We start from the raw sequence: 24,498 nt of genomic DNA on the forward strand, positions 1-24,498 counted from the left end.
CTTCACCATGGTCAATTATTTCATTCAACGTCCGATCTTCGCCTCGGCCATCGCCATCATCATGGTGCTGGCGGGGGCGATTGCCTATTTCCTGCTGCCGGTCGCCCAGTTTCCCAACATCACGCCGCCCCAGATCCAGGTCAGCGCCTCCTATCCCGGCGCCAGCTCGCAGGTCGTCGCCGATACGGTGACCACGCCGCTCGAGCAGCAGATCAACGGCGTGCCGGGCATGATCTACATGTCCTCGGCCAGCTCCAATGACGGTTCCTCCAACATCACTGTTACCTTCGATGTCGGCTATCCGCTGAACATCGCGGCGATGGACGTGCAGAACCGCGTGGCTCAGGCGGCCTCCTCGTTGCCGGCGATCGTCAACCAGTCCGGTGTCTCGGTCACCAAGGCCAATCCCAACTTCGTGCTGATCGTCGACCTGACCTCGCCCGACAATTCGGTCGATTCGGTCGCGCTCAGCAACTACGCCTATCTGCAGATCGTCGATCCCCTGAAGCGCCTGCCGGGCGTCGGCGACGTCAGGATCTTCGGCGAGCGGCGCTATTCCATGCGCATCTGGCTCGATCCCGACAAGCTTGCCAATCTCGGCATCACCGCCGTCGACGTACAGAACGCCGTCGCCGAGCAGAACGTGCAGGTTGCGGCCGGCAAGATCGGCCAGAACCCGGCTCCGGCGGGCACCGCCTTCGAAATGCAGGTCAACGCCACCGGCCGCCTCAGCGATCCGGAGGAGTTCGGCAACATCGTCGTCCGCGCCAATCCGGCCGGCGGTTCGGTGGTGCGCCTGCGTGACGTCGCCCGCATCGAGCTCGGCTCGCTGCAATATTCGTCCTCGGCCTATCACGGCGAAAAGCCGATGGTGGTGCTCGGCGTCTTCCAGGCGCCCGGCTCCAACTCGCTCAAGCTGAAGGAAGCCGTCGAAGCCAAGATGAAGGAGCTCTCGGCGCGATTCCCCAAGGGCATCGAATATTCGATGAAATACGACACGACCCGCTTCGTGTCGGCCGCGATGGAGGACGTCGTCAAGACGCTGGTCGAGGCGCTCATCCTCGTGGTCCTCGTCGTCTACATCTTCTTGCAGAACTGGCGCACCGTGCTCATCCCGGTCATCGCCATCCCGGTATCGCTGATCGCGACCATGGTGGTGATGCTGGCCATGGGCTTCTCGCTCAACATGCTCTCGCTGCTCGGCATGGTGCTCGCCATCGGCCTCGTCGTCGACGACGCCATCGTGGTGGTGGAGAACGTCGAACGACAGCTCGAGGCGGGACATCCCCCGCTGCAGGCGGCCAAGATCGCCATGAAGGAAGTCACCGGCCCGATCGTCGCCACCACGGCGGTGCTGATGGCGGTGTTCGTCCCCGTCGCCTTCATTCCCGGTGTCGCCGGCCAGCTCTACAACCAGTTCGCCCTGACCGTGGCGATCTCGGTCGGCATCTCGGCCTTCAATTCGCTGACCTTGAGCCCCGCCTTGTCGGCGGCCTTCCTCAGCCACAAGCCGGCCTCGCGCTTCTTCCTGTTCCGCTGGTTCAATGCCGGCTTCGACAGGCTGTCGCACGGCTATGCCGCCTCCGTGCGCGGCTTCATCAAGCTGCGCTGGCTGATGATGGGGGCCTTTGCCATCGTGCTGGCCGCCACCTACTGGATCTCGACACGGGTGCCCTCCACCTTCCTGCCTTCGGAAGACCAGGGCTATTTCTTCGTCGTCCTGCAATTGCCAGATGGTGCCTCGCTCGAACGCACCGATGCCGCCGCCAAGCAGGTGCGCCAGATCCTGATGGCCGAGCCCGGGGTCGAGGACATCATGTCGATCTCCGGCCTGAACTTCCTCACCAATGCCCAGCAGTCGAGCGCCGCGGTCGAGTTCGCCATCCTCAAGCCTTGGGATGAGCGCGGCCCCGGCCTCAGCGCCACCGATATCGTCAACAAGGTGCGCCCGAAGCTGTTCGGCATTGCCGATGGTTTCGTGCTGGCCTTCGAGCCGCCTTCCATCCAGGGCCTCGGCACCACCGGCGGCTTCGAATTCCAGATCGAGGATCTGAACGGACGCGGCCCCTTCGCGGTCAACGAGGCGGCGCAGGCCCTGCTCGCCGAGGCGCGCAAGCAGCCCGAGCTCAATCCGCAGACCCTGTTCACCACCTTCTCGACCTCGACGCCGCAGTTCAACTACGACCTCGACCGCAACAAGGCCAAGCTCCTGGGCTTGAACCTGCCTGATATCTTCAACACCCTGCAGATCTATCTCGGCTCGCTCTATGTGAACGACTTCAACCAGTTCGGGCGAACCTTCCGCGTCACGCTGCAGGCCGACAAGGATTCGCGGGCCGATCCCGGCGACATCAGCCGCCTCTATGTCCGCAACGCCACCGGCAACATGGTGCCCCTGTCGACCCTGGGATCGCTGAAGCCGATCGTCGGGCCGGAGACGGTCACCCATTACAACAATTACGGCGCCGCCCTGATCAATGGCGCCGCCGCGCCGGGCTATTCCTCGGGACAGGCCATCGAGGCAATGCAGAGGGTCGCAGCCCAAACCCTGCCGAACGGCTTCAACTATGAATGGACCGGCATCACCTTCCAGGAGCTCAAGGCCGGCTCGATCGCAGCGGCGGTGTTCGCCCTTGCCATCGTGTTCGTCTTCCTGATTCTGGCCGCGCAATATGAGAGCTGGTCCATGCCGTTCATGGTCCTGCTGGCGGTGCCGCTCGGCCTGTTCGGTGCGCTGCTCGCCATCTGGCTGCGCAGCATGCAGCTCGATGTCTATTCGCAGATCGGCTTCGTCATGCTGATCGGCCTCGCCGCCAAGAACGCCATCCTGATCATCGAGTTCGCCAAGCATCTGCGCGAGCAGGGCCATGGCATCGTCGAGGCGGCGATGGAAGCCGGCCGGCTGCGCCTGCGCCCGATCCTGATGACGGCCTTCGCCTTCATCCTGGGCGTGGTGCCGCTGGTGAAGGCGACCGGGGCCGGTGCGGCCAGCCGCCAGTCGCTTGGTACCGCGGTGTTTGGCGGCATGCTGGTGGCCACCGTGCTGACGCTGGTCTTCGTGCCGGTGTTCTACGCCATCATCGAGCGCTGGCGCGAGCGCCGGCTCTCCGCCAGGAAAGATTCACACCATACCGACAGTACGCCTGAGGAGTCCGAGGAGGCCGTGCCGCCCCGGATCCAGGCCGCCGAATAAGGGGATACCGATGCGTATCTGGAAAATCGCCACCGCCATCGTCGTGGTCGCCGCCGCCGGCGGGGGCTACTACCTCAAGGACAAGCCGCATCTTCTCGCTGCCGGCCAGGAACTCCTGGCCGGGGTGCTGAGCAAGCCGGCCTCGGCCAATCCGGCACCGGCCATGCAGGCCATGCCGGTGCCGGTGGCCTCCGTGGTCAAGAAGTCGATTCCGCTCTTCCTCAACTACCCGGCTCGCACGGAATCGATCCGCAGCATCGCCCTGCAGGCCAAGGTCTCGGGCTATATGCTCGACCAGGCCGTACCTGACGGCACCGATGTGAAGCAGGGTGACGTCCTCTATCGCATCGACGCGCGCGACTATCAGGCCGCGCTGGCGCAGGTGAAGGCCCAGGCCGAGCGCGATACCGCCGCGCTCGACTATGCCAAGACCAGCCTCACCCGCGGCAACGACCTCACCAAGACAGGCTTCCTGTCGAAGGACCTGTTCGACCAGCGCACCAGCGCGGTCAAGCAGGGTGAGGCGACCCTCCTAGCCGACAAGGCGGCGATCCAGGCGGCGGAACTCAATCTCGATTATACCGAGATCAAGGCCCCCTTCGACGGACGCATAGGCCGCAACCAGGCCGCGGCCGGCACGCTCGTCAGCCCTGGCGGCACGGTGCTCAACACGCTGGTGCAGCTCAGCCCGATCTATGTGACCTTTACGCCGACGGAAGCCGAACTCACCCAGATCCTCAAGGCCAAGGCAGCCGGCAAGGTGCTGGCCGATATCATCGTGCCCGGCCAGAACGAGGCGAGCCATCAGGGCGAGCTCACCTTCCTGGACAATGTCGTCGACCGTGCCACCGGTACCATCACCGCCCGGGCCACCACGGCCAATGCCGATCGCAGCCTGTTGCCGGGGCAATATGTCAATCTGCGCCTGAGCGTCGGCGAGCGGCCCGATACGCTGCTGGTGCCGCAGGCGGCCCTCGGTTCGAGCCAGCTCGGCAAATATGTCTATGTGGTCGGCGAGGGCAGCAAGGTCGAGATGCGTCTGGTCGAGCTTGGTCCGGCGCAGGGACCGCTCATCGCGGTGACCAAGGGGGTCAAGGAAACCGACCAGATCATCGTCGGCAATGTCCAGAAGATCTTCCCCGGCGTGCCGGTGCAGCCCCTGCCGCAGAAGGCGGGAGCCTAGGACATCCCTAGAGCAAAGCGCGTTCGAGTGTGAATGCTTGTTTGCTCTAGCTCCTTGTTCCGACGCGTCTTTGCGATTCTCGGTGATTTCACCAAATCGCAAAACGCTTTTGCGCATGACGGGCCTCCGCCTCGGTCCGTCGCAGCGCGGCTTGGCCGGCCCCGGAGATCGTTCCAGGCCGGCCTTTTTCATTCGGGGCGCAGGGATTTCGCCGTGCAGCGGTGCCATTGATAGGCGGCAGCGTCGGGATCGTCCTTGTGGCCGAAGCACCAGCCGGTCTCGACGAGTTGCCTGGTGAGGGCGTCGCGCTGATCGCAGGCATGCCGGGTGACGGGATCGTCGCCACTGCCGCCTCGGCATTGACTGTTCAGGGCTTTCCATTGAGCGATCGAAGCCTTGGCCTGCGCTGCCAAGGCCAGCTGTGGCGCAAGGATGAGGCCCATGAGCAGGAAGGCGGGTGCAGCAATTCTCATCCGTGCAACCTCCGATACCGTCAGCCATCAGAGATGGGGGAAGGTCGAAAAACAAGCTGTTTCATTGGAAACCTCCGCTCGGATTCGTATCCTTCGGTGCCGCCAGCTGGGCGCGATGGCCTGCATGGTGCCCGTCGCCGCGAGCTGCACTCCGGGTCAGGCCGAGGGAATTTCCGGCAGCTTGGGAAGCTTGAGGCGCACGCCTCGTCCGCCCTCGCGGCTGACGGCATTGTCGCCGATCAGCTCGACGCCGGCGCGATCGAGCGCCTCGATCACTTTCGTCAACGTATCGACCACACCGCGAACATTGCCTTCGCTCGCCTCCATGCGCTGAACCGTCGGCAGGGAAACCCCCGACAGGTCGGCGAGCTGGCGCTGGTCGATGCCGAGCAGGGCACGGGCAGCGCGCATCTGGGCAGCGGTGATCATAGGCAGCCTCGCATTTGTCAAATACCAAATTTTAATATTGATGTTTAAAGCATCAATTAGGATGTTTAAGCCATCGATATCTGCAGTGCCCGGGCGCAGGAGAGGGCGGATCTCCTCGCTCACGGCCACCGCAACGCCCTATAGCCGAAGCAGTTTGCGATTTCACCGTCTCACCTCGAATCGCAAAGACGCATCGAAGCGAAGAGTTAGAGCAAAGCGGCGTTTTCGCCTAAATACGCTTTGCTCCGAGCGTGCCTTACCCCCTGGGAAAGGCCGCCAGTGCCAAAAAAATGCGGGTATGAGCGAGCGGCGCAGCCCGAATTCGCGTATCAGCAAAAAAAGATCTGATTGCTAGTGGCTGACATCATGGCTGTTTTGTTGGGTATCGATACGGGCGGAACCTTCACCGACGCCGTCCTCTATGACGAGGGGAAGGGCGTTCTCGCCAAGGCCAAGTCGCTTACCACCCATCATGATCTGGCGATCGGTGTCGGCGGCGCCGTCGGCGCGGTGCTGTCTCAGTCCGACATTGCGCCTGCGCGCATCGCCCTGGTCTCGCTCTCCACCACGCTCGCCACCAACGCCATGGTGGAGGGTCAGGGTGGGCGTGTCGGCCTCGTCTATATCGGCTTCGATGCCGCCGATGCCGAGCGGCCGGATCTCAAGGCGGCCTTGAACGGCGACCCGGTCCTGCTGATTGCCGGCGGCCATGACGCCATGGGCCAGGTCCGTGCGCCGCTCGACGAGGCAGGCCTGGTCGAACAGGCCCGCGCTTTGGCGCCGGGGCTGACCGGCTTTGCGGTGACCGGCCGCTTTGCCGTGCTCGACCCCAGCCATGAGATCGCGGCGCGCGAGATCCTGCGGCACGAGACCGGCCTGCCGGTGACCTGCGGCCACGAGCTTTCGGCCAAGCTGGACGGGCCGAAGCGCGCGCTCACCTGCGTGCTCAATGCGCGCCTGATCCATCTCCTCGAGGCGCTGATCGCCGCGACCGAGGGGCGGCTCGCCGCGCTCGGCATCGCCGCGCCCTTGATGGTGGTGCGCGGCGACGGCTCGCTGGTGGCGGCCGAGGTCGCCAAGGCCAAGCCGATCGAGACGATCTTCTCCGGCCCGGCCGCCAGCGCGGTGGGCGGCGCCTTCCTGGCCGGCGCCCCGGACGCCCTGATTTCCGATATCGGCGGCACCACCACCGATGTCGTCGTGCTGCGCGGTGCCAGGCCTCGCATCGATCCGGCGGGGGCCCTGATCGGCGGCTTCCGCACCATGGTGGAGGCGATCGCAATCCGCACCTGCGGCCTCGGCGGCGATAGCGAGGTGGCGATCGAGCAACACGGCCTGGATACGTCGCTCAAGCTCGGTCCGCGCCGTGCCGTGCCGCTGTCCCTGCTTGCCGACAGCCATGCCGACCTCGTGCATTCGACGCTCGACCGGCAGCTCCGGGCCGATCTGCCCAACGACCTCTTCGGCCGCTTCGCCCTGCGCCTGCACCCGCCTTTGGCGGAACTGCCGGCGCTGGAGGCCGAGGTGCTGGCGCGGCTGGAGGCTGGGCCGATGGCCGCCGACAAGCTGATCAACAACCGGCGTGAACTCAATGCCCTGCAGCGCCTGGTCAACCGGCGCCTGGCCATCATGTCCGCGCTGACACCGTCCGACGCGGCCCATCAGCTCGGCCTGCATCACGCCTGGGACAAGACGGCGGCCGAGAAGGGGCTGACCCTGTTCGCCAGGCGGCGCAACGCCATGGGGCTGCCCTATGCTGATGGCGCCGAGGACCTGGCACGGCGCATCATCGAGACCCTCACCCGCCGCTCCGCCGAGTTCCTGCTGGAATGCGCCTTGGCCGAGGACGGCTTCCGCGAGGCGGGCCTGTCGCGCCATGCCTTGGCGGTGGCGGCGCTCGACGGCCATAGCGGCCTTGTCAAGATCGGCCTGTCGCTGACGGCGCCGATAGTCGGGCTCGGCGCCTCGGCCGCGACCTATTACGGGGATATCGCCGGCCTGGTCGGCGCGCCTTCGCTGGTTCCCGAACATGCCGAGGTCGCCAATGCCGTCGGCGCCGTGGTCGGCGGCGTGCATGTCTCGGCCGAGGTGAAGGTGCTGCAGCCGGTGGAGGGGATCTTCCGGGTGTTCACGCGGTCGGGCACGCGCGACATCCTCGATCTCGGTGAAGCGCTGGTCCATGCTGAGGAAGCGGCGCGGATCCAGGCGGAGAGCGATGCGCTGACCGCAGGTGCCGCCACCGTCGAGACCTCGGTGAGCGTGGACGAGAAGAAGATCCTGGCCGAGGGCCGCGAATTGTTCGTCGAGGCGCTGGTGACGGCCCGGGCCTCGGGCCGGCCGAGGATCAGCGTCTAAAAGCCCGGGACCGCCAGCATCCTGCTGGCTCTTCCTTCCTGCAGGCGCAGCGGTTCCAGGAGCCAGCAGGATGCTGACGGTCCCATCGGAGAGGTGGCGCGCCACATCTCTGCGCGATGTTGACGCATCGAATTGTAAATTCATTTTCCAAAACGTTTTGGATGGCGATGAAAATCGCAACTGCGATTGACAGGGCAGGAAATTCCAGCGGAAGATGCCGTTAACCGCGTCGATGCCGGGGAGCGGCCTTTCGGGCTCCCCTTGTCGGAATGCATGCGGAGGGCGGAGCGAATGCCAGGAATGGGTAAGTCGGACCGCGTGCATCATGCGGATCTGGTCTATGCAACCTTGAATGACGGCACCTCGGGTGCCCAGTCCGCGGTCGCGGCCTCCTGGTCGCGCTCCCTCAGCCATTATGGTCTCGACCCCGACCACGCCCCTCCGCCCCTGCGCCTCGGCGACAGCGAATTCAAGGCGGCCTTGTCGCGCATGGAACTGCTGGTGCGGCTGTCGCAGGCAACCCTCGACCGCCTGTTCCAGGCGGTCGGCGAGGCCGGTTGCTGCGTATTGCTTACAGATGATGACGGCGTGCCGCTGGATCGGCGTGGCGTCGCGGGAGATGATGCCGATTTCGAGGCCCTCGGCCTGTGGACCGGCATGGTCTGGAGCGAGCAGAGCGAGGGCACCAACGGTGTCGGCACCTGCATCGCCGAAGGGCGGGCGCTGACCATCCATCGCGACCAGCATTTCCTTACCCGCAATATCGGGCTGAGCTGCACGGTGGCGCCGATCTGGGACGCGAATGGCCGGCTGATGGGCACGCTCGATGTCTCGACCTGCCGTTCCGATCTGACGCCGGCCCTGCTCAAGCTGGTGGCGGCGGCGACACGGGACGCGGCCACCCGTATCGAGACCCAGCATTTCCGCGAGGCCTTCCGCCATGCGCGCATCCTGGTCGGTCCCGACGCCGGCAATGGTCCTGCCGGCCTGCTGGCCGTCGATCGGGAAGACCTCGTCATCGGGGCCAGCCGCGCGGCCCGCCTCGTCTACGGGCTGACAGACGAACATCTGCGCAACCCGTTCCCCGCCAGCGATCTCGTCGACGGTGAAACGGCGTTGCCCGGCGAGGGGTTGCTTGCCGGCGAGCGCTCCGCCGTGCGCCAGGCGCTGTCGCGCGCCAAGGGCAATGTCTCGGCCGCGGCCCGTCTGCTCGGCGTCAGCCGCGCCACCATGCATCGCAAGATCGCACGACTGGGTCTCGGGCGGGAGAGCTAAGGGGGGCTGGTCTTCGGACCGGCCTGGAAACGCAGCGTTTGCAGGAAGGCCCCGGCGGGTCTGAAGACCCGCCCCCCAAATCTGTCTCACCGATGAGACACATCGTCCCCGCCATCGTGCATCCCCATCCTGACAAGCCATCCCGTCACGCCCATCCTCCCAGCCAGACGACGCCAGTCCCAGAACCTCAATTGGCGCGCTGAAGGAGGAAATTGATGAACAAGCCCGAGATCGTCCGCTCGCCCGGAACGCTGTTCAAGCCCCGCTACGGCAATTTCATCGGCGGCCAATGGCAGGAACCGCGCAGCGGCAAATATTTCGAAAACACCTCGCCCGTAAACGGCAGGGTCCTCTGCGAGATTGCTCGTTCCGACGCCGCTGACGTCGAAGCCGCCCTCGACGCGGCCCATGCCGCCAAGGACGCCTGGGGCCGCACCAGCGCGACGGAACGATCGCTGCTGCTGCTGCGCATCGCCCAGGTGATCGAAGACAATCTGGAAACGCTCGCTCTGGCCGAGACCTGGGACAATGGCAAGCCGATCCGCGAGAGCACCGCCGCCGATTTGCCGCTCGGCGTCGACCATTTCCGTTATTTCGCCGGCGTGCTGCGTGCCCAGGAAGGCGGCATCTCCGAGATCGACCATGACACCGTCGCCTATCATTTCCATGAACCGCTCGGCGTCGTCGGCCAGATCATCCCCTGGAACTTCCCGCTGCTGATGGCGATATGGAAGCTCGCCCCCGCACTCGCCGCCGGCAATTGCGTGGTGATCAAGCCCGCCGAGCAGACCCCCGCCTCCATCCTGGTTCTGGCCGAACTGATCGGCGACATCCTGCCGCCCGGTGTACTCAACATCGTCAATGGTTTCGGATTGGAAGCCGGCAAACCTTTGGCCTCCTCCAACCGGATCGCCAAGATCGCCTTCACCGGCGAGACCACCACCGGCCGCCTGATCATGCAATATGCCAGCCAGAACCTGATCCCGGTGACGCTGGAGCTGGGCGGCAAGTCGCCGAACATCTTCTTCAAGGACGTCGCCGCCGAAGACGACGACTTCCTCGACAAGGCGATCGAGGGTTTCGTGATGTTCGCCCTCAACCAGGGCGAGGTCTGCACCTGCCCGAGCCGTGCGCTCGTGCATGAAAGCATCTATGATCGCTTCATGGAGAAGGCGCTGAAGCGCGTCGCCGCCATCAAGCAGGGCGACCCGCTCGATCCCGCCACCATGATCGGCGCGCAGGCCTCCTCCGAACAGCTCGAGAAGATCCTGAGCTATTTCGATATCGGCCGCCAGGAAGGCGCCGAAGTGCTGATCGGCGGCGAGCGCAACGAACTGCCCGGCGAGCTCGCCGGTGGCTATTACGTCAAGCCGACGGTGTTCAAAGGCCACAACAAGATGCGGATCTTCCAGGAGGAGATCTTCGGCCCGGTGGTTTCCGTCACCACCTTCAAGGATGACGAGGAAGCACTCTCCATCGCCAACGATACGCTCTATGGCCTCGGTGCCGGCATCTGGACGCGGGACGGCACGCGCGCCTACCGCTTCGGCCGTGCCATCCAGGCCGGCCGCGTCTGGACCAATTGCTACCACGCCTATCCGGCCCATGCGGCCTTCGGCGGCTACAAGCAGTCCGGTATCGGCCGCGAAAACCACAAGAAGATGCTCGATCACTACCAGCAGACCAAGAATATGCTGGTCAGCTACTCCCCCAAGAAGCTTGGCTTCTTCTGATCCGTGCCGGAGCACTTTGCTCCGGCGATCGCCTTCGCCGCCCGGTTCACGCCGGGCGGCCTTTTTGACGGCGCTGCTGAAGCTAACCGACTATCGTCCTTGCGAACGCAGTGAAGCAATCCTGACGCCACAATACGGTACCCGGCGAAAGCTGGATTGCTTCACTGCGTTCGCAAGGACGAGGGGCGCGATGCATTTCGGTACGGGAGAAGCATCATGGACGACATCACTATAGAGCGCGTGACGGCGACACCGGCCGCCCTCGCCCTGATCGCCAGTCTCCAGGCCCGCTACGGCCCCGTGTTGTTCCACCAGTCGGGCGGGTGCTGCGACGGCTCCTCGCCGATGTGCTATCCGCAGGGCGACTTCATCATCGGGGACCAGGACGTGCTGCTGGGCAGTATCGGCGAGGCGCCCGTCTATATCAGCGCGCCGCAATTCGCCGCCTGGAGCCACACCCAGCTGATCATCGACGTGGTGCCGGGGCGCGGCGGCATGTTCTCCCTGGAGAACGGCACGGAAAAACGCTTCATCACCCGTTCGCGTACCTTCTCTGGCGAGGAGATCTGCGTGCTGCCCGCGGCGAGGAGAGGGGCCTGAATACAGTAGGCCGTCCCGCGCCTGATCTTGACAAAAGCACATAATTTCATATCATATGCGATATGAAATTGGTGCTGGATACCAATGTCCTGGTAACGGCTCTGCGAAGCCCCACTGGCGCGTCCGCCGAAGTGCTTCGTTTGGTGCTTCGCGGTCAATTGGCAATGGCTGCCAGTATACCGATATTCCTGGAATATGAGGCGGTCCTGAAGCGGCCAGAGCATCTTGTCGGCTGTGGCATCGATAGCAGTCAGGTCGATCGGTTTCTGGCGGCTTTGGCCGGTGTAATCGAGCCGGTCACCATCCGATTCCTGTGGCGTCCGATCTTACGGGATCCAAATGACGACATGGTGTTGGAAGCGGCCGTCAATGGGCAAGTCGATGCGATCGTGACCTTCAACAGGCGCGATTTCCTGCCCCAGGCGTTGCGGTTCGGACTTGAAATCCAGGCACCGGCCGAGGTGCTCGAAAGGTTGTGACCATGGCTCATTCCAGCAACTATGCTTTGAGAATGCCGACTTCCTTGAAGAAGGCCGTCGAGGAGTTCGCGCGGCAGGACGGCACCACGATCAATCAGTTCATCGTGTCGGCTGTTGCCGAAAAGCTTTCGGCCCTGACCGCAGCGGAGTTCTTTGCACAGCGACGGGCCGATGGTGACATCGATTGGGCATTGGCTTTCCTCAGCCGCGAGGGTGGCGAGGCGCCAGCTGCGGATGACCGGCTGCCCGCCAAATATCATGGCAAGCCGGGAGCCTGAAGGCGGTTTCCCGGGTGCGCGGGCATCACAGCGACATGCGTGTCGCGATGCCCGCTCTTCCCATCCTGGATGTACGGTGCTTCCAGATGCGCGCTGTGATGCCCGCGCACCCGATACTTCGCTTACCCGCGCCCGACCAGCGGCATCTTGGTCGCCATCACCGTCATGAACTGCACATTGGCCTCGAGCGGCAGGCCGGCCATGTAGACCACCGCATCGGCGACATGCTTCACGTCGAAGGTCGGTTCGGGCTTGATCGAGCCGTCCGCCTGCGGCACGCCGCCCGGCATCTTGGATGCCATCGGCGTCAGCGTGTTGCCGATGTCGATCTGGCCGCAGGCGATGTCATATTTGCGCCCGTCCAGCGACGAGGATTTGGTCAGGCCGGTGACCGCATGCTTGGAGGCGGTGTAGGGCGCCGAATTCGGGCGCGGCGCGGTGGCCGAGATCGAGCCATTGTTGATGATGCGCCCGCCGCGCGGTTCCTGTGCCTTCATCACGCGGAAAGCCTCCTTGGTGCACAGGAACACGCCGGTGACGTTCGTATCGATCACCGCCTTCCACTGCTCGAAGGGCAGGTCCTCGATCGGCACGCCGGGAGCGATGGTGCCGGCATTGTTGAAGACGAGATCGACACGGCCGAGGGCGGCGACGGTGGCATCGAACAATGCCGCAACCGAAGCGGGATCGGTGACGTCGGAGGGGATGGCGCGGGCGGAGGCCGCATGCGGGCTTTCGGCGATCGCCGCTTCCAGGGCCTCCTTGCGGCGCCCCGTGAACACGACGGACCAGCCATCGGCCAAAAGGGCATGCGCGACGGCCTTGCCGATGCCGCTGGCGGCGCCCGTGACGATGGCGATCTTTCCTTGACCCGACATGGGTTCCTCCCGATTCCAATTCGATTTGTGCTGCAACGCGCAGTCCGACCCGGCCAGGCGAAGCTACGCATGGCAGGTCGGCGCTTCCGTTGTCTGACAAATATCTCTAATCGGAATTTTCGGATAGGGCGAGCCTCCAAGAGAGACAACATGACAGATCTTCACATCCGTAAGCTTTGCAACGCCCTCATTCCCAATGCGACGCCGTCGCGCTTGGTGCCAGGCGTCGCGGTCGATGCGGCTAGGCGGGTGAGCAGCAAGGCGGGAGGCCTGTGGGTCGGCGGTCGCGTCGAGATCACGCCGGATGGGCTGTCCTTCGCCGCCAATGGCCTGAACAAGGCCTTTCACACCGGCCTGCAGCCCGTCCACATCCCGATGGCCGCCATCCGCAAGACCTGGCGGGAATTCGGCTGGGTCACCGGTATCGTCGCCGTCGAGCATGACGAGGGCACGTTTCGTTTCCGCTGCTTTGGTGCCGGCAAGGTCGCGGCGGCGCTGGAAAAACATATCGCGGGGCGGCAGGAGCGGTGATCGATCGCTCGGTGAAAGAGCTTGCCTTGTCCGTAGACTCGCAGCGTTCCAAGATATGGCGCAGAGATCCCTCCCCGACTTCGGGGAGGTCGCACACACAATTTGTGTGTGCTGGGGCCGGCGAAGCCGGCTCGGGTGGGGGAGAGTGGCGCTGAAGAAAAGAAGCTCGCTCGCGCCACTCTCTCCCTTACGCCGCTGCTACGCAGCGCCACCTTCCCCGAAACCGGGGAAGGATTATTGTGTTTTGTCCGGCTCGGCCGAGATATGCGAAGCAGATAGCCGAGGGCGATAGAGCGTACTTTACCAAGGCGCAGGAGCTCGCCGTTGTGAAGCGCCTCAGTTTCTTACCCCAGGCAGGCGATGATCGTCTCGATCACCCGCTTGGTCTCCTCCGGATCCCTGACGCGGATCGAGTCGACGCCGGCCTCCTTGGCCGCATAGTCGTTGCCGCCGGGGAACAGTGCGTCGCCGGCGAAGATCATCTCCTCGATGGCAATGCCCAGCCGGTCGCGCAGCTTGGCGATGCCATAGGCCTTGTCGATGCCCTGCCGGGTCACGTCGATAGAGGTGGCGCCACCCATGCGCACCGAGAAATCCGGGATCGACTTGTCGAGATAGGTTTTCAGGATGGTGCGCTTCTTGAAATCGGGATCCCAGCTGTGCTTGGCTTCGAGCGGTGCTTCCTGGCCGAGCGCGGACATGGTGATCTGGCTGCCGCGATCCTCGATGCGCTCGCCCCAGATCCGCTCGGGCTTGAAGCCGGCCTGCTCGAAAGCCGCCTCCAGTGCTGCGACGATGCGCTGCTTGTCCTCGGCCGACAGGTCCTCGCGATAGACCGGGACCCAGTTTCCCCCGTCGAAATGGAAGAATTTCGTGCCGCAGGTCGGCAGCAGATGCAGCCGGTCGAAGCGATCACCGGCAGGCAGATTGGCGAGGAACTGCTTTTCGAATTGCGGCCAATCGCCGCCGGAGATCACGGCGACCTGGGCGACGGTGAGAAGCTGGCCCAGAAGGGCGGCCATCTCGGCATCGATGGCCGATTTGCTCTTGGCAAGCGTGCCGTCGAGATCGAAAATGACGAGTTTCTTCATGAAGAGCTTCGATGTCCCTGGGGAAGGAAAGAGTCCGGCCGTTATAGACGAGTTGGCCGGATGCGCCACTCTACGATGGTACAGTCGGGCTCACCCTTTCGGGGCAGACGCCATAATGCATCCTTCCCTGGGCCCCAGCATCCTGCTGGCTCCTTGGTGCCGGGGCGTTCGTCAGAAAGAAGAGCCAGCAGGATGCCGGCGGTCCCAGGAAGAGGGCCGGCCGCTCTTCAGTGATCCATACCGGTGATCACCCGCTCCACCGCCTCCACGCTGGTCTGCTTGGGATCGATGTCGTCGGCGACGACGCGCCCGCGGCGCATGACCACGATACGGTCAACCACCTGGAAGACATGGTGGATGTTGTGGGCGATGAAGATGCAGGAATGGCCGGAACTGCGGGCATTGCGCACGAAATTCAGGACGCCCTGCGTCTCCGCCACGCCCAGATTGTTGGTGGGCTCGTCGAGAATGATCAGGTCGCTGTCGAAATGCATTGCGCGGGCGATGGCCACCGCCTGGCGCTCGCCGCCGGAGAGCGAGCCGATCGGCGTGGTCGGTGCGATGTTCTTGGAGATGCCGACCCTTTTCAGCAGCGTGGTCGCCACCTCGTTCATCTTGGCCTGGTCGAGGCGGTTGAGGAAGCGTGGTCCCTTGATCGGCTCGCGTCCCAGGAAGAGGTTGCGGGCGATCGAGAGTTGCGGCACCAGGGCCGAATCCTGGTAGATCGTCTCGATGCCCTGGGCGATCGCATCGGTGGTGGAGCGCATCTCCACCTTCTTGCCGCGCACGAAGATGTCGCCCGAGGTGGCCGCCACCGCCCCCGACAGGATCTTGATCAGGGTCGACTTGCCCGCCCCGTTATCGCCGAGCAGCCCGACGATCTCGCGCCGGTTCACCGTGAGGGTGACATCCTCGATGGCGCGGATGCGGCCATAGGACTTGGCGATGTTCTGCATGCGGATGAGTTCGCTGGTCTCAGCCATCGCTCACCTCCCTTCCTGATGCCGGCGGTCGAGCCATGAATGCAGGGCCATCATGCCCAGGATGATCGCGCCGATGAAGATGTTGTAGGCCAGGCCCGGCACGCCGATCAGCACGATGCCGTTGCGCATCACGCGCAGGATGAAGATGCCGAGCACCGTGCCGATGATGGTGCCGCGGCCGCCGGTGAGCGCGGTGCCGCCGATCACCACCATGGCGATCACCTCCAGTTCATAGCCCGTGCCGGAATTGGGATTGGCCGAGGAGGTGCGGATCGAGGAGATGATACCGGCGAGTGTCGAGAGCACCGAGCACAGGATGAACAGCCAGACCTTGGTGGCATCGACATTGACGCCGCGCGCCCGCGCCGCATTGGGATTGCCGCCCGCCGCCTGGATCCAGTTGCCGGCCTTGGTCTTGGTCAGCACATAGCCGAGCACGATGGCGGCGATGGTGAACCAGAGCAGGGACATGTAGACGCGAAAGCTGCCGACATAGAAGGTGCCGACCAGGATCTCGGCCAGCGGCTGGTCGCCGGCGTTCCAGGTGCGCTGGGGAAAGCCGTTGGTGACGAAGAGGGCCGTGCCGCGCACCACCAGCAGCATGCCGAGCGTCACCAGGAAGGACGGGATCTTCAGCCGGGTGACGAAGAGGCCGTTCACCCAGCCGATCAGCGCCGCGACGACGAGGGCGATCAGGAAGGCTGTCCACAGCGGGGTGGCGCCGGAGTTGAACAGCGTCCACATCAGCACCGGCGAGAAGCCGAAGAGCGAGCCGACCGACAGGTCGAACTCGCCCGAGGTCATCAAGAGCGTCATCGCCAGGGCGATCAAGCCGAGTTCGACGGTGAAGGCTAGGATGTTGCTCAGATTGTCCGCGGAGAGGAAATCGGGGTTGATGCCGCCGAAGATGGCGAGTTCGACGACCAGGAGCACGAAGGGGCCGAATTCCGGCCGGGCGATCGCGCGCTGGAGCAGGGAGCGTTGTTCCACGAGAAGTCCTTGGCGGGTGATGGTGGCGGATGCGGAAGGGCGCTTCGGGGGCGGTGTGGCGATATTGAGATTGGCTCGACTTTTGTCATTGCCGGGCTTGACCCGGCAACCCAGCCTGCCGCGCAGGCGATGCCCCGGCCGCCTGGATGCCCGGGGCAGGCCCGGGCATGACAACGGTCGGTGTCTCCCACGATATCAAAGGAGGTCACCGCGCTGGACAGCCATTCCCGGTCGTCCGCGCCTGTGAATGCCCTATTTCTTGCCGCTCAGGATGTCGTCATATTGCTGGGCGGCATCCTTCTCATAGAGCGCGCCGGTGATGACGTTGAAGCCGGGGCGGATGCCGCTGGAGGCCATGGCCGCCATCGACAGGGCGATATAGCTGGTCGCCTGCGGGTCCTGCCACTGCGCGGCGTTGACATAGCCGTTCAGCACTTCTTGGGTGGTGTCGAGCGAATTGCCCCAGCCGACGACCGGGATTTCGCCGGGCTTGACGCCGACCTGGTCGAACACCCGCTTGATCGAACCGGTGACGAGGTCGCCAAGGCCGATGATCGCCTTGATCTTCTTGCGGTTGGTGGTGAGGTAGTCGGTCATGCGCGAGATGACCTCGGCCTGGTCGAGCGTGGCCTCGGTGACTTCCCAGGTGATGCCGAGCGGCTTGAACACGCTGGAAATGCCCTGTTCCTCCTGCACGCCATAGGTGGCACCGGGGATTTCCACCGGCATCCAGACGAAATCGCCCGACTTCACCAGCTTCTTGTCGACCAGATATTGGGCCCAGGCCGCACCGAACTTGACATTGTCGCCGCCGACATAGGCGCCGAACTTGGCCTGCGGGTCGGGCGTGTTGAAGTTGATGATCGGGATCTTCTTGGCGTTGGCTTCCTCGACCACCTTGATCAGGCTGCCGGGATCCGGGCTGGTGGTGACGATGCCGGCGGCACCCGCCGCGATCGCCGCGCGCACCGCTTCCTGATGGGAGGCAACGTCGCCATTGTGGAAGGAGGTGTTGACCGTGTTGCCGGTGTCACTGGCCCATTGCTTGGCGCCCGCCAGGAAATAGGTCCAGACCGGGTCGGCCGGGCCGCCATGGGATATCCAGTAGAAGGTCTTCGGGGCGGCCTGCGCCATCGGGAGGGAGGCTGCCAGCGCCATTATCGCGCCGGCAACAGCCAAGACGAATTTCCTGATCATGGGAGTGCCTTGCTCGTGTTCCGGGTCTCTGGAGGACCAACGGGCACGATCATTGCAATTGTATTACGATTAATCAATGCGATCTTTGATATGAGATCGTATCATCGCAGAGCATTCTTTGGGGTGATCCAAAGAAACGGCTCTATTTTACTTCAAAGGGTTATCTTGCAATGCGGAAATTATTTGCTGCAATGCATCAAAGTTAACACGCTATCGTTCGGCTGGGCCTGAATGCTGCCGATCTGAAGCGCTTTGATAAACAAAAAGCCCTTCCCTGGGGAGGGAAGGGCCGTGATCAATTTCAAATTCGATGCGAACCGGATCAGACGCCCAGCTTGCGCTTGCGGCTGCCGAGGGTGCGCAGGCGCAGGGCATTGAGCTTGATGAAGCCGGCAGCGTCGCGGTGGTCATAGGCCACGGCGCCTTCCTCGAAGGTGACGAGGTCCTGGCTGTAGAGCGAGTTGGGACTCTCGCGGCCGATGACATGCACGCCGCCCTTGTAGAGCTTGAGGCGCACCGAGCCGGTCACCGCTTCCTGGCTCTTGTCGATCAGGGCCTGCAGCATCTCGCGCTCGGGCGAGAACCAGAAGCCATTGTAGATGAGCTCGGCATATTTCGGCATCAGCTCATCCTTGAGATGGGCGGCGCCGCGGTCCAGCGTGATGCTCTCGATGGCGCGATGGGCCGGCAGCAGGATGGTGCCGCCGGGCGTCTCGTACATGCCGCGCGACTTCATGCCGACGAAGCGGTTCTCGACCAGGTCGAGGCGGCCGATGCCGTTGATGCGGCCGAGTTCGTTGAGCTTGGCGAGCAAAGTGGCCGGGCTCATCTTCACGCCGTCGATGGCGACGGCGTCGCCCTTCTCGAAGTCGATGGTGATGACGGTGGGGGTATCCGGCGCATCTTCCGGATTGACCGTGCGTGAATAGACGTAATCGGGCACTTCGACCGCCGGATCCTCCAGCACCTTGCCCTCGGAGGAGCAGTGCAGCAGGTTGGCGTCGACCGAGAAGGGAGCCTCGCCGCGCTTGTCCTTGGCGATCGGGATCTGGTGCTGCTCGGCGAACTTGATCAGGGCTTCGCGCGAGCGCAGGTCCCATTCGCGCCAGGGGGCGATGATGGTGACGTCGGGCTTGAGGGCATAGTAGCCGAGCTCGAAGCGCACCTGGTCGTTGCCCTTACCGGTGGCGCCGTGGCAGACGGCGTCGGCCCCGGTCTTCTCGGCGATCTCGATCTGCTTTTTGGCGATCAGCGGGCGGGCGATCGAGGTGCCGAGCAGGTAGACCCCCTCATACTGGGCATTGGCGCGGAACATCGGGAAGACGTAGTCGCGCACGAATTCCTCGCGCAGGTCTTCGATGTAGATGTTTTCCGGCTTGATGCCGAGCAGCAACGCCTTCTGGCGCGCCGGCTCCAATTCCTCGCCCTGGCCGAGATCGGCGGTGAAGGTGACGACCTCGCAATTATAGGTGGTCTGCAGCCATTTCAGGATGATCGAGGTGTCGAGGCCACCGGAATAGGCGAGCACCACCTTCTTGACGGATTTGGACATCTAGGGAGCTTTCGGGTTGGGATTGGCGCCGGGCGGAGAACCCGGCGACGAAAATCGCGCGCGACTATAGTCAGCCGGTGCGACAAGACAAGCATGGCGAGCGCTTTCTAGCGCGGCCTGTCCGGAGCGTGCCAGTCAAGAAAACTGATGGATGACAGCAAGGTCCTTGAAGTGTCCACGCCGAAAGGCACGGCACAAGGAGGGGCGATCGCCACAGCCTGATCGCGAAATGGAACGGGATCGCCCCTCCAATGCCGGGCGATCGCCGCACATCACGGCCGATGAGCCAGTCGCCGGCGCTCTCCGAAAGTCAGACGTCCTCGGCAAGCTCGGTGATCTCCGAGAACTTGACCCCGGCCGCGGCGGCCAGCAGGGACAGGCGCTCGCTTACCGCCTCGCTGTCCGGCACCCGGGCCGAACGGCCGACTTCCAGCCGCAGGCGGTTCGAGCCGATCGACAGGCGCGAATTCGCCAGCACGGCGGGCGTGCCGCCGGACAGGCGATAGGCCACCAGCAGGGCCCGTCCGAGGATCTCGGCGCGGCGGCGTTCCGCCGGCGACAGCAGTTTCAGCGCCCCGGCGAGATAGGGGGCGTCGAGCCGTCCGGCGTGGCGGGCGTGGAGCGCGATGGCCAGGAAGGCTCGCTCCGGGTGGTCCAGGCCGATGAAGGGAAATTGCAGCACGCGGCGGTGGCTTTCCTCCGCCCGGATGTCGGGATGGTCGCGCCAGCCCAGATCCGAAAGCGCGCACAAGGTGACGCGCAGGCGCTTTTCGGCCGGGCTTTCGTCCGTGAACAGACCCTCGGTCCAGGCAACCAAAGCGGGCGGAAAGTCGGGGACGCGCGAACCCGGCAGCCCGATCAACTGGGCACCCTCGACCAGCGGATCGAGATAGCGCTCCTCGGCATCGAGTTGAGAATAGAGCCAGCCTTCCCGCAGGCCGAGGGCGGAGAACACCACCTCGTCCGGCGCCAGATATTTGAGCACGCGGTCCAGCACCAGGGCGGCGGCCGGCATGGTGCGGGCGCGCCGGCGCGATATGCCCGGCAATTCGGCGATCTTGGCGAGGGGCAGGCGCAGCAATGTCTTGGCAAAGGCGCGGGCCTCGCTCGCCGGGATGCGATAGCCATGCACCACCGGGACCGGCGCGGCATGCGTTGCCATATGGGCCTTGGCGAAGGTCCGCCAGCCTCCGCCGACCGCAAAGAAAATCGGCTGCTTCAGGAAGGAAGTCGGCGTCTTCTCCTTCAGCAGCGCATCGATCCGCCGCTTCGCATCGTCCGGACCCTGCATCAGCGCTTCGACCGGCAGGGCTCCCAGGGGGAAACTGACCCAGTCCTCGCCGACCTGGTCATCCAAGGCCGCGGCCAGTTCCAGGCTGCCCCCGCCCATGTCGCCGACGATGCCGACGGGACGGTGGAAGCCGGAGATCACGCCGAGCGCCGCAAATCGGGCCTCTTCGGCGCCGCTGAGGATACGCACATCGATGCCCGCCTCCGTCCGGATGGCCTCGACCAGGTCCTTGCCGTTCTCGGCCCGGCGCACTGCCTCCGTCGCGGTGGCATCGAGACGGGCAACGCCCATGGCGTCGGCCACGGCGCGGAAACGGCGCACGGCCTCGACCGTCCGGCGGAACCCCTCGACGGAGATCAGGCCGGTCTGCGCCAGGCCTTCGCCGAGACGGCAGAGCGATTTTTCATTGAAACGCGGCAGCGGGGCGCGGCCGAGCTGGTCGTAGACCACGAGGCGGACCGAATTGGAGCCGATGTCGATGATGCCGTAATGGGCCCGATCGAGGCGTCCCGCCCGCTTTGGATCGAGGTCGAGCGGGCGATGAATGGCTGCCGTGCCGGTGCTGGTCCCCATGAAGCGCTCCCCAATGCATGCCGGGAATCTGGTGTTGGTCCCAGAATTGCGTGCAAGGGATCATGGAGGAACCGGGCCGCTTCGTCCATCCGCAGCGGTGAGTGGGACATGGCCCATCGCCGGGAACGTCTTTTCAGATCCGCTCGCCCGTCAGCCGGTGGGCGAGCATCTCGATGAAGAGACGGGTCCGTGCCGGGGTGCCGACATTGGCGGGCCAGACCGCACTCACGGGGGTCGGTGGCGGCTCGTAGTCCGTCAGAAGCAATTCCAGCTGGCCGTCATCGACCTCTTGGCGCACCTGCCAGAGCGGTGCGATGCCGATGCCGGCACCGAGAAGGACAGCGGCATTGGCGGCGGCGGCGTCATTGCATTTCAAGGGGCCCTTGACCGGGATGCGCACAAGGCGGCCGTCGACCAGGAAGGGCCAGGCATCGCCCTCCGGTCCGATGGTGCGGATGACGCATGGATGCGTCGAGAGATCGGCGGGGGTACGCGGATAGCCGTGCCGCATCAGATAGGCAGGGGCAGCCACGATGACACGGCGAAGCTGCGTGATTCGGCGGGACCGCAGGCTGGAAGCGCCGAGATCGCCAACCCGGATCGCGACGTCCAAGCGCTCCTCGATCAGGTGGGAGAGGGCGTCGTCGAGCACGAAATCGATCTCGACTTCCGGAAAGCGCTGGGCGAATGCCACCGCGGTCGGCACCACGAAGCGAGAGGCAAAATGGATCGAGGCGCTGATACGGAACAGGCCGCCGATGCGTTGCGCCTCGCGCCGGGCTTCCGACCGGGCATCGTCGATGTCCTTCAGGGCGGCGCGCAAGCGCTCGCGCAGGACCATCCCGGTCGGCGTCGTCTGCAGGCGCCGCGTCGTTCGCCGGATGAGCTCGACACCCAGTTCCTCCTCGAGCGACGCGATCGCCCGGCTGACCGCCTGCAGGGATCGGTTCAGATGATGGGCAGCGGCCGTGAGGCTGCCGCGTTCGACCGTCTCGACGAAGGCTTCATATTGCTCGATGCTGGCCATATTATCACAAAATTCGGAATAATTATTCAATAATAATAGCTATTATCACTCCATTAGGATGGATGCAAAATCGCACCTGATCTTCGCATCGGGAAACAGCGCCATGTCTTCCATCTCGACATCTTCCATCTCGACGTCTTCCATCTCGACCACCGAGGCGGGACCGACGCCGGCCGAACCGGTTTCCGGTCTGCCCGCCGGACTCACATTCCTGTTCGCTGTCTCCGTCGCGATCGCCGTGCTTGGTCTTTTTGCGTCGCAATCGCTCATCGGCCTGATTGGCCCTGCCTTCGATTTCAGTGCCAGCGAAACGGGGTTCGTCACCACGCTTACCTTGCTCGGTTACGCCAGCGGTCTGTTTCTCCTGGTGCCTCTGGCCGACATCGTCGAAAATCGAAGCCTGATCGTCGCGACGCTGGCGGTCGAGGCAGTCGCCCTGGCGGCTGTCGCCTGTGCGCCGACGCCAGCCTTGTTCCTGGCTGCTTGCTATGTCTGCGGCCTGGCGGCGAGTGCCATCCAGATGATGGTGCCGGCCGCTGCCCAGTTGAGTTCGCCCGCCTATCGCGGTCGGGTCGTCGGCAATGTAATGAGCGGCCTGATGATCGGCATTCTGCTCTCGCGGCCTGCCGCCAGTCTCGTGGCGGAGATCGCAGGCTGGCGCTGGTTCTATGGCGGCCTTGCCGTTCTCGTCGCCGTCCTTGCGGCGATCCTGGCCTTCGTCATCCCACGCCGTCAGCCGGCGGGCGCCGTGAGCTATGCGCGGCTGATCGGGTCGCTGTGGACGATACTGCGCCAGGAGCCGGTATTGCGGCGGCGTGCGGCCTACCAGGCGCTATGCATGGGTGCCTTCGGCGTGTTCTGGACGTCTGTGGCGCTTCGTCTCGCTCAGGCCCCCTTTGGTCTCGGCCAGACCGGAATCGCCCTGTTCGCTTTCGCAGGTGCTGCGGGTGCCGTGGTGGCGCCGCTCGCCGGACGTGCGGGAGACAAGGGGAGGGCGCGCGGCGCTACCCTGCTCGCTCATCTCGCCGTGATCGGCGCCATGGTCCTGGCCGAGATCGGCGGCGACATCCTGGCGCGCGCTGTATCACCGGCGGCCTGCCATGGCGCGCTTGCGACCTTGGTCGCCGCTGCGGTTCTGCTCGACCTTGGCGTCGTCGGCGACCAGACCCTGGGGCGGCGCGCCATCAATTTGTTGCGGCCGGAGGCGCGCGGGCGTGTCAACGGCCTGTTCACGGGTCTGTTTTTCATCGGGACGTCGACAGGGGCGGGGCTGTCGGGCTTTGCCTGGGTCTATGCGGGCTGGCCTGGCATATGTGCGGTGGGCGCGGCCTTCGGCGTCGCGGCCCTCATCACCTTTCTCACGGAGCAGGCCGGGGGCGGCGCCTCTCGAGGCTGAATGGCTCGCTTCTGCCGCCCGTCACAGCTTGCGGAGCGAGACCTGCTCGATGTCGTGGCTGTCGCCCTTGCGCAGGATCAGGTCGGCGCGCGGGCGGGTCGGCAGGATATTCTCGATCAGGTTGGGCTGGTTGATGCGGCTCCACAGGCCGAGGGCGGTCTCCAGCGCTTCGGCCTCGGTGAGGTCGGCATATTTGCGGAAGAAGGAGAGCGGATTGCGGAAGGCCGTCTCGCGCAGGGTCATGAAGCGCTCGACATACCAGCGCCTCAGCAGCGCCACCTCGGCATCGAGATAGATGGCGAAGTCGAAGAAGTCCGAGGTGAAGGGGATCGCCTTGCCGTCGCGGGGCAGGCGGGCCGGCTGCAGCACGTTGAGCCCTTCGACGATCAGGATGTCGGGTTGGTCCACCGTGACGATCTCGCCCGGCACCACGTCGTAGACGAGATGGGAATAGACCGGCGCCGTGACCTTGCCCTGGCCGGCCTTGATGTCGGCCAGGAAGCGCAGCAGGCGCTGGGTGTCGTAGCTTTCCGGAAAGCCCTTGCGTTCCATCAGGCCGTGTTCGCGCAGGAAGGCGTTGGGGAACAGGAAGCCGTCGGTGGTAATCAGGTCCACCTTCGGCGTGTTCGGCCAGCGCGTCAGCAATTGGCGCAGTACGCGGGCGGTGGTCGACTTGCCGACCGCGACCGAGCCGGCCACGCCGATGAGATAGGGCACCTTGCCCTGGCTGGTGCCGAGAAAGCGCTGGGTGGCGCGGTGCAGGCCCTGCGTCGCCGCGACATAGAGCGAGAGCAGGCGCGACAGAGGCAGGTAGATTTCCTCGACATCGGTCAGCGAGACCGGGTCGTTGAGGGCGCGCAGGCGGTCGAGCTCGGCCGCCGTCAAGGTCATCGGCGTGTCGGCCCTCAGCTTGGCCCATTCGCTGCGGGTGAACACCGAATAGGGAGACACGGGCGACTTCACGAGCTGGTCCATGGCGTTTGCCTGCCCC

The 24,498-nt window shown here is 64.6% G+C and carries 21 protein-coding genes; 10 read left to right on the plus strand and 11 right to left on the minus strand.

The window, feature by feature from the left end:
* Positions 1 to 7 precede the first annotated feature (7 nt).
* Complete coding sequence (locus ABXS05_RS10035) at positions 8 to 3,193, plus strand: efflux RND transporter permease subunit (RefSeq protein ID WP_311939071.1); 3,186 nt, start codon at positions 8 to 10, stop codon at positions 3,191 to 3,193.
* A 10-nt stretch (positions 3,194 to 3,203) separates the two neighbouring features.
* Entirely contained in the window at positions 3,204 to 4,376 is a 1,173-nt protein-coding gene (locus ABXS05_RS10040) for an efflux RND transporter periplasmic adaptor subunit (RefSeq protein WP_311939072.1), read from the plus strand.
* A 188-nt stretch (positions 4,377 to 4,564) separates the two neighbouring features.
* On the opposite strand, the gene ABXS05_RS10045 is transcribed toward ABXS05_RS10040, so the two are convergent.
* A complete protein-coding gene (locus ABXS05_RS10045) occupies positions 4,565 to 4,849 on the minus strand; it encodes a hypothetical protein (RefSeq protein WP_367623783.1) in 285 nt (94 codons plus the stop codon).
* A gap of 156 nt (positions 4,850 to 5,005) precedes the next feature.
* Positions 5,006 to 5,278, minus strand: coding sequence for a helix-turn-helix domain-containing protein (locus ABXS05_RS10050; RefSeq protein ID WP_149253249.1), 273 nt, complete (start codon positions 5,276 to 5,278; stop codon positions 5,006 to 5,008).
* Between the two features lie 366 nt (positions 5,279 to 5,644).
* Here ABXS05_RS10050 and ABXS05_RS10055 point away from each other — a divergent pair, with 366 nt between their 5' ends.
* From ABXS05_RS10055 to ABXS05_RS10080, 6 genes are all read left to right on the plus strand, one after another.
* Positions 5,645 to 7,633 (plus strand): hydantoinase/oxoprolinase N-terminal domain-containing protein, encoded by a 1,989-nt coding sequence (locus ABXS05_RS10055; RefSeq protein ID WP_367623784.1) that lies wholly within the window; start codon positions 5,645 to 5,647, stop codon positions 7,631 to 7,633.
* Positions 7,634 to 7,933: 300 nt separating this feature from the next.
* On the plus strand, positions 7,934 to 8,908 hold the full coding sequence (locus ABXS05_RS10060) for a GAF domain-containing protein (protein WP_367623785.1): 975 nt from the start codon (positions 7,934 to 7,936) through the stop codon (positions 8,906 to 8,908).
* Positions 8,909 to 9,123: 215 nt separating this feature from the next.
* Positions 9,124 to 10,641 carry an aldehyde dehydrogenase gene (gene adh / locus ABXS05_RS10065; protein ID WP_367623786.1) on the plus strand — a complete coding sequence of 506 codons (1,518 nt, stop codon included), beginning with the start codon at positions 9,124 to 9,126 and terminating at the stop codon, positions 10,639 to 10,641.
* Positions 10,642 to 10,857: 216 nt separating this feature from the next.
* Positions 10,858 to 11,241, plus strand: coding sequence for a DUF779 domain-containing protein (locus ABXS05_RS10070; RefSeq protein WP_367623787.1), 384 nt, complete (start codon positions 10,858 to 10,860; stop codon positions 11,239 to 11,241).
* Positions 11,242 to 11,303: 62 nt separating this feature from the next.
* Complete coding sequence (locus tag ABXS05_RS10075) at positions 11,304 to 11,720, plus strand: putative toxin-antitoxin system toxin component, PIN family (protein WP_367623788.1); 417 nt, start codon at positions 11,304 to 11,306, stop codon at positions 11,718 to 11,720.
* 2 nt (positions 11,721 to 11,722) lie between these two features.
* A complete protein-coding gene (locus ABXS05_RS10080; protein WP_311939084.1) occupies positions 11,723 to 11,998 on the plus strand; it encodes a toxin-antitoxin system HicB family antitoxin in 276 nt (91 codons plus the stop codon).
* A 122-nt stretch (positions 11,999 to 12,120) separates the two neighbouring features.
* On the opposite strand, the gene ABXS05_RS10085 is transcribed toward ABXS05_RS10080, so the two are convergent.
* Positions 12,121 to 12,876, minus strand: coding sequence for an SDR family oxidoreductase (locus ABXS05_RS10085; protein ID WP_311939086.1), 756 nt, complete (start codon positions 12,874 to 12,876; stop codon positions 12,121 to 12,123).
* Between the two features lie 150 nt (positions 12,877 to 13,026).
* On the opposite strand from ABXS05_RS10085, the gene ABXS05_RS10090 reads away from it, so the two are divergent.
* Entirely contained in the window at positions 13,027 to 13,407 is a 381-nt protein-coding gene (locus ABXS05_RS10090; RefSeq protein WP_367623789.1) for a hypothetical protein, read from the plus strand.
* 344 nt (positions 13,408 to 13,751) lie between these two features.
* On the opposite strand, the gene ABXS05_RS10095 is transcribed toward ABXS05_RS10090, so the two are convergent.
* The 7 genes from ABXS05_RS10095 to ABXS05_RS10125 form a co-directional block, all read right to left on the minus strand.
* Positions 13,752 to 14,498, minus strand: a complete 747-nt coding sequence (locus tag ABXS05_RS10095) for an HAD-IIB family hydrolase (RefSeq protein WP_311939090.1) — start codon at positions 14,496 to 14,498, stop codon at positions 13,752 to 13,754.
* A 227-nt stretch (positions 14,499 to 14,725) separates the two neighbouring features.
* Positions 14,726 to 15,481 (minus strand): ATP-binding cassette domain-containing protein, encoded by a 756-nt coding sequence (locus tag ABXS05_RS10100; protein WP_149253257.1) that lies wholly within the window; start codon positions 15,479 to 15,481, stop codon positions 14,726 to 14,728.
* A gap of 3 nt (positions 15,482 to 15,484) precedes the next feature.
* Positions 15,485 to 16,471, minus strand: a complete 987-nt coding sequence (locus tag ABXS05_RS10105) for an ABC transporter permease (protein WP_367623790.1) — start codon at positions 16,469 to 16,471, stop codon at positions 15,485 to 15,487.
* Positions 16,472 to 16,723: 252 nt separating this feature from the next.
* The gene (locus ABXS05_RS10110; protein ID WP_394312736.1) at positions 16,724 to 17,605 is read right to left on the minus strand and encodes a substrate-binding domain-containing protein; all 882 of its coding nucleotides are present in this window, start codon (positions 17,603 to 17,605) and stop codon (positions 16,724 to 16,726) included.
* A gap of 385 nt (positions 17,606 to 17,990) precedes the next feature.
* Positions 17,991 to 19,220 (minus strand): argininosuccinate synthase, encoded by a 1,230-nt coding sequence (locus ABXS05_RS10115; protein WP_367623792.1) that lies wholly within the window; start codon positions 19,218 to 19,220, stop codon positions 17,991 to 17,993.
* Positions 19,221 to 19,530: 310 nt separating this feature from the next.
* The gene (locus ABXS05_RS10120) at positions 19,531 to 21,084 is read right to left on the minus strand and encodes a Ppx/GppA phosphatase family protein (protein ID WP_367623793.1); all 1,554 of its coding nucleotides are present in this window, start codon (positions 21,082 to 21,084) and stop codon (positions 19,531 to 19,533) included.
* 133 nt (positions 21,085 to 21,217) lie between these two features.
* The gene (locus ABXS05_RS10125; RefSeq protein ID WP_367623794.1) at positions 21,218 to 22,111 is read right to left on the minus strand and encodes a LysR family transcriptional regulator; all 894 of its coding nucleotides are present in this window, start codon (positions 22,109 to 22,111) and stop codon (positions 21,218 to 21,220) included.
* 103 nt (positions 22,112 to 22,214) lie between these two features.
* Between ABXS05_RS10125 and ABXS05_RS10130 the strand changes: the two genes are divergently transcribed.
* A complete protein-coding gene (locus ABXS05_RS10130) occupies positions 22,215 to 23,507 on the plus strand; it encodes an MFS transporter (RefSeq protein WP_367623795.1) in 1,293 nt (430 codons plus the stop codon).
* 21 nt (positions 23,508 to 23,528) lie between these two features.
* On the opposite strand, the gene coaA is transcribed toward ABXS05_RS10130, so the two are convergent.
* Positions 23,529 to 24,482 (minus strand): type I pantothenate kinase, encoded by a 954-nt coding sequence (coaA, locus tag ABXS05_RS10135; RefSeq protein WP_082979986.1) that lies wholly within the window; start codon positions 24,480 to 24,482, stop codon positions 23,529 to 23,531.
* Positions 24,483 to 24,498 lie beyond the last annotated feature (16 nt).

Source organism: Labrys neptuniae (genome assembly GCF_040797145.1).
Classification (GTDB): domain Bacteria; phylum Pseudomonadota; class Alphaproteobacteria; order Rhizobiales; family Labraceae; genus Labrys; species Labrys neptuniae.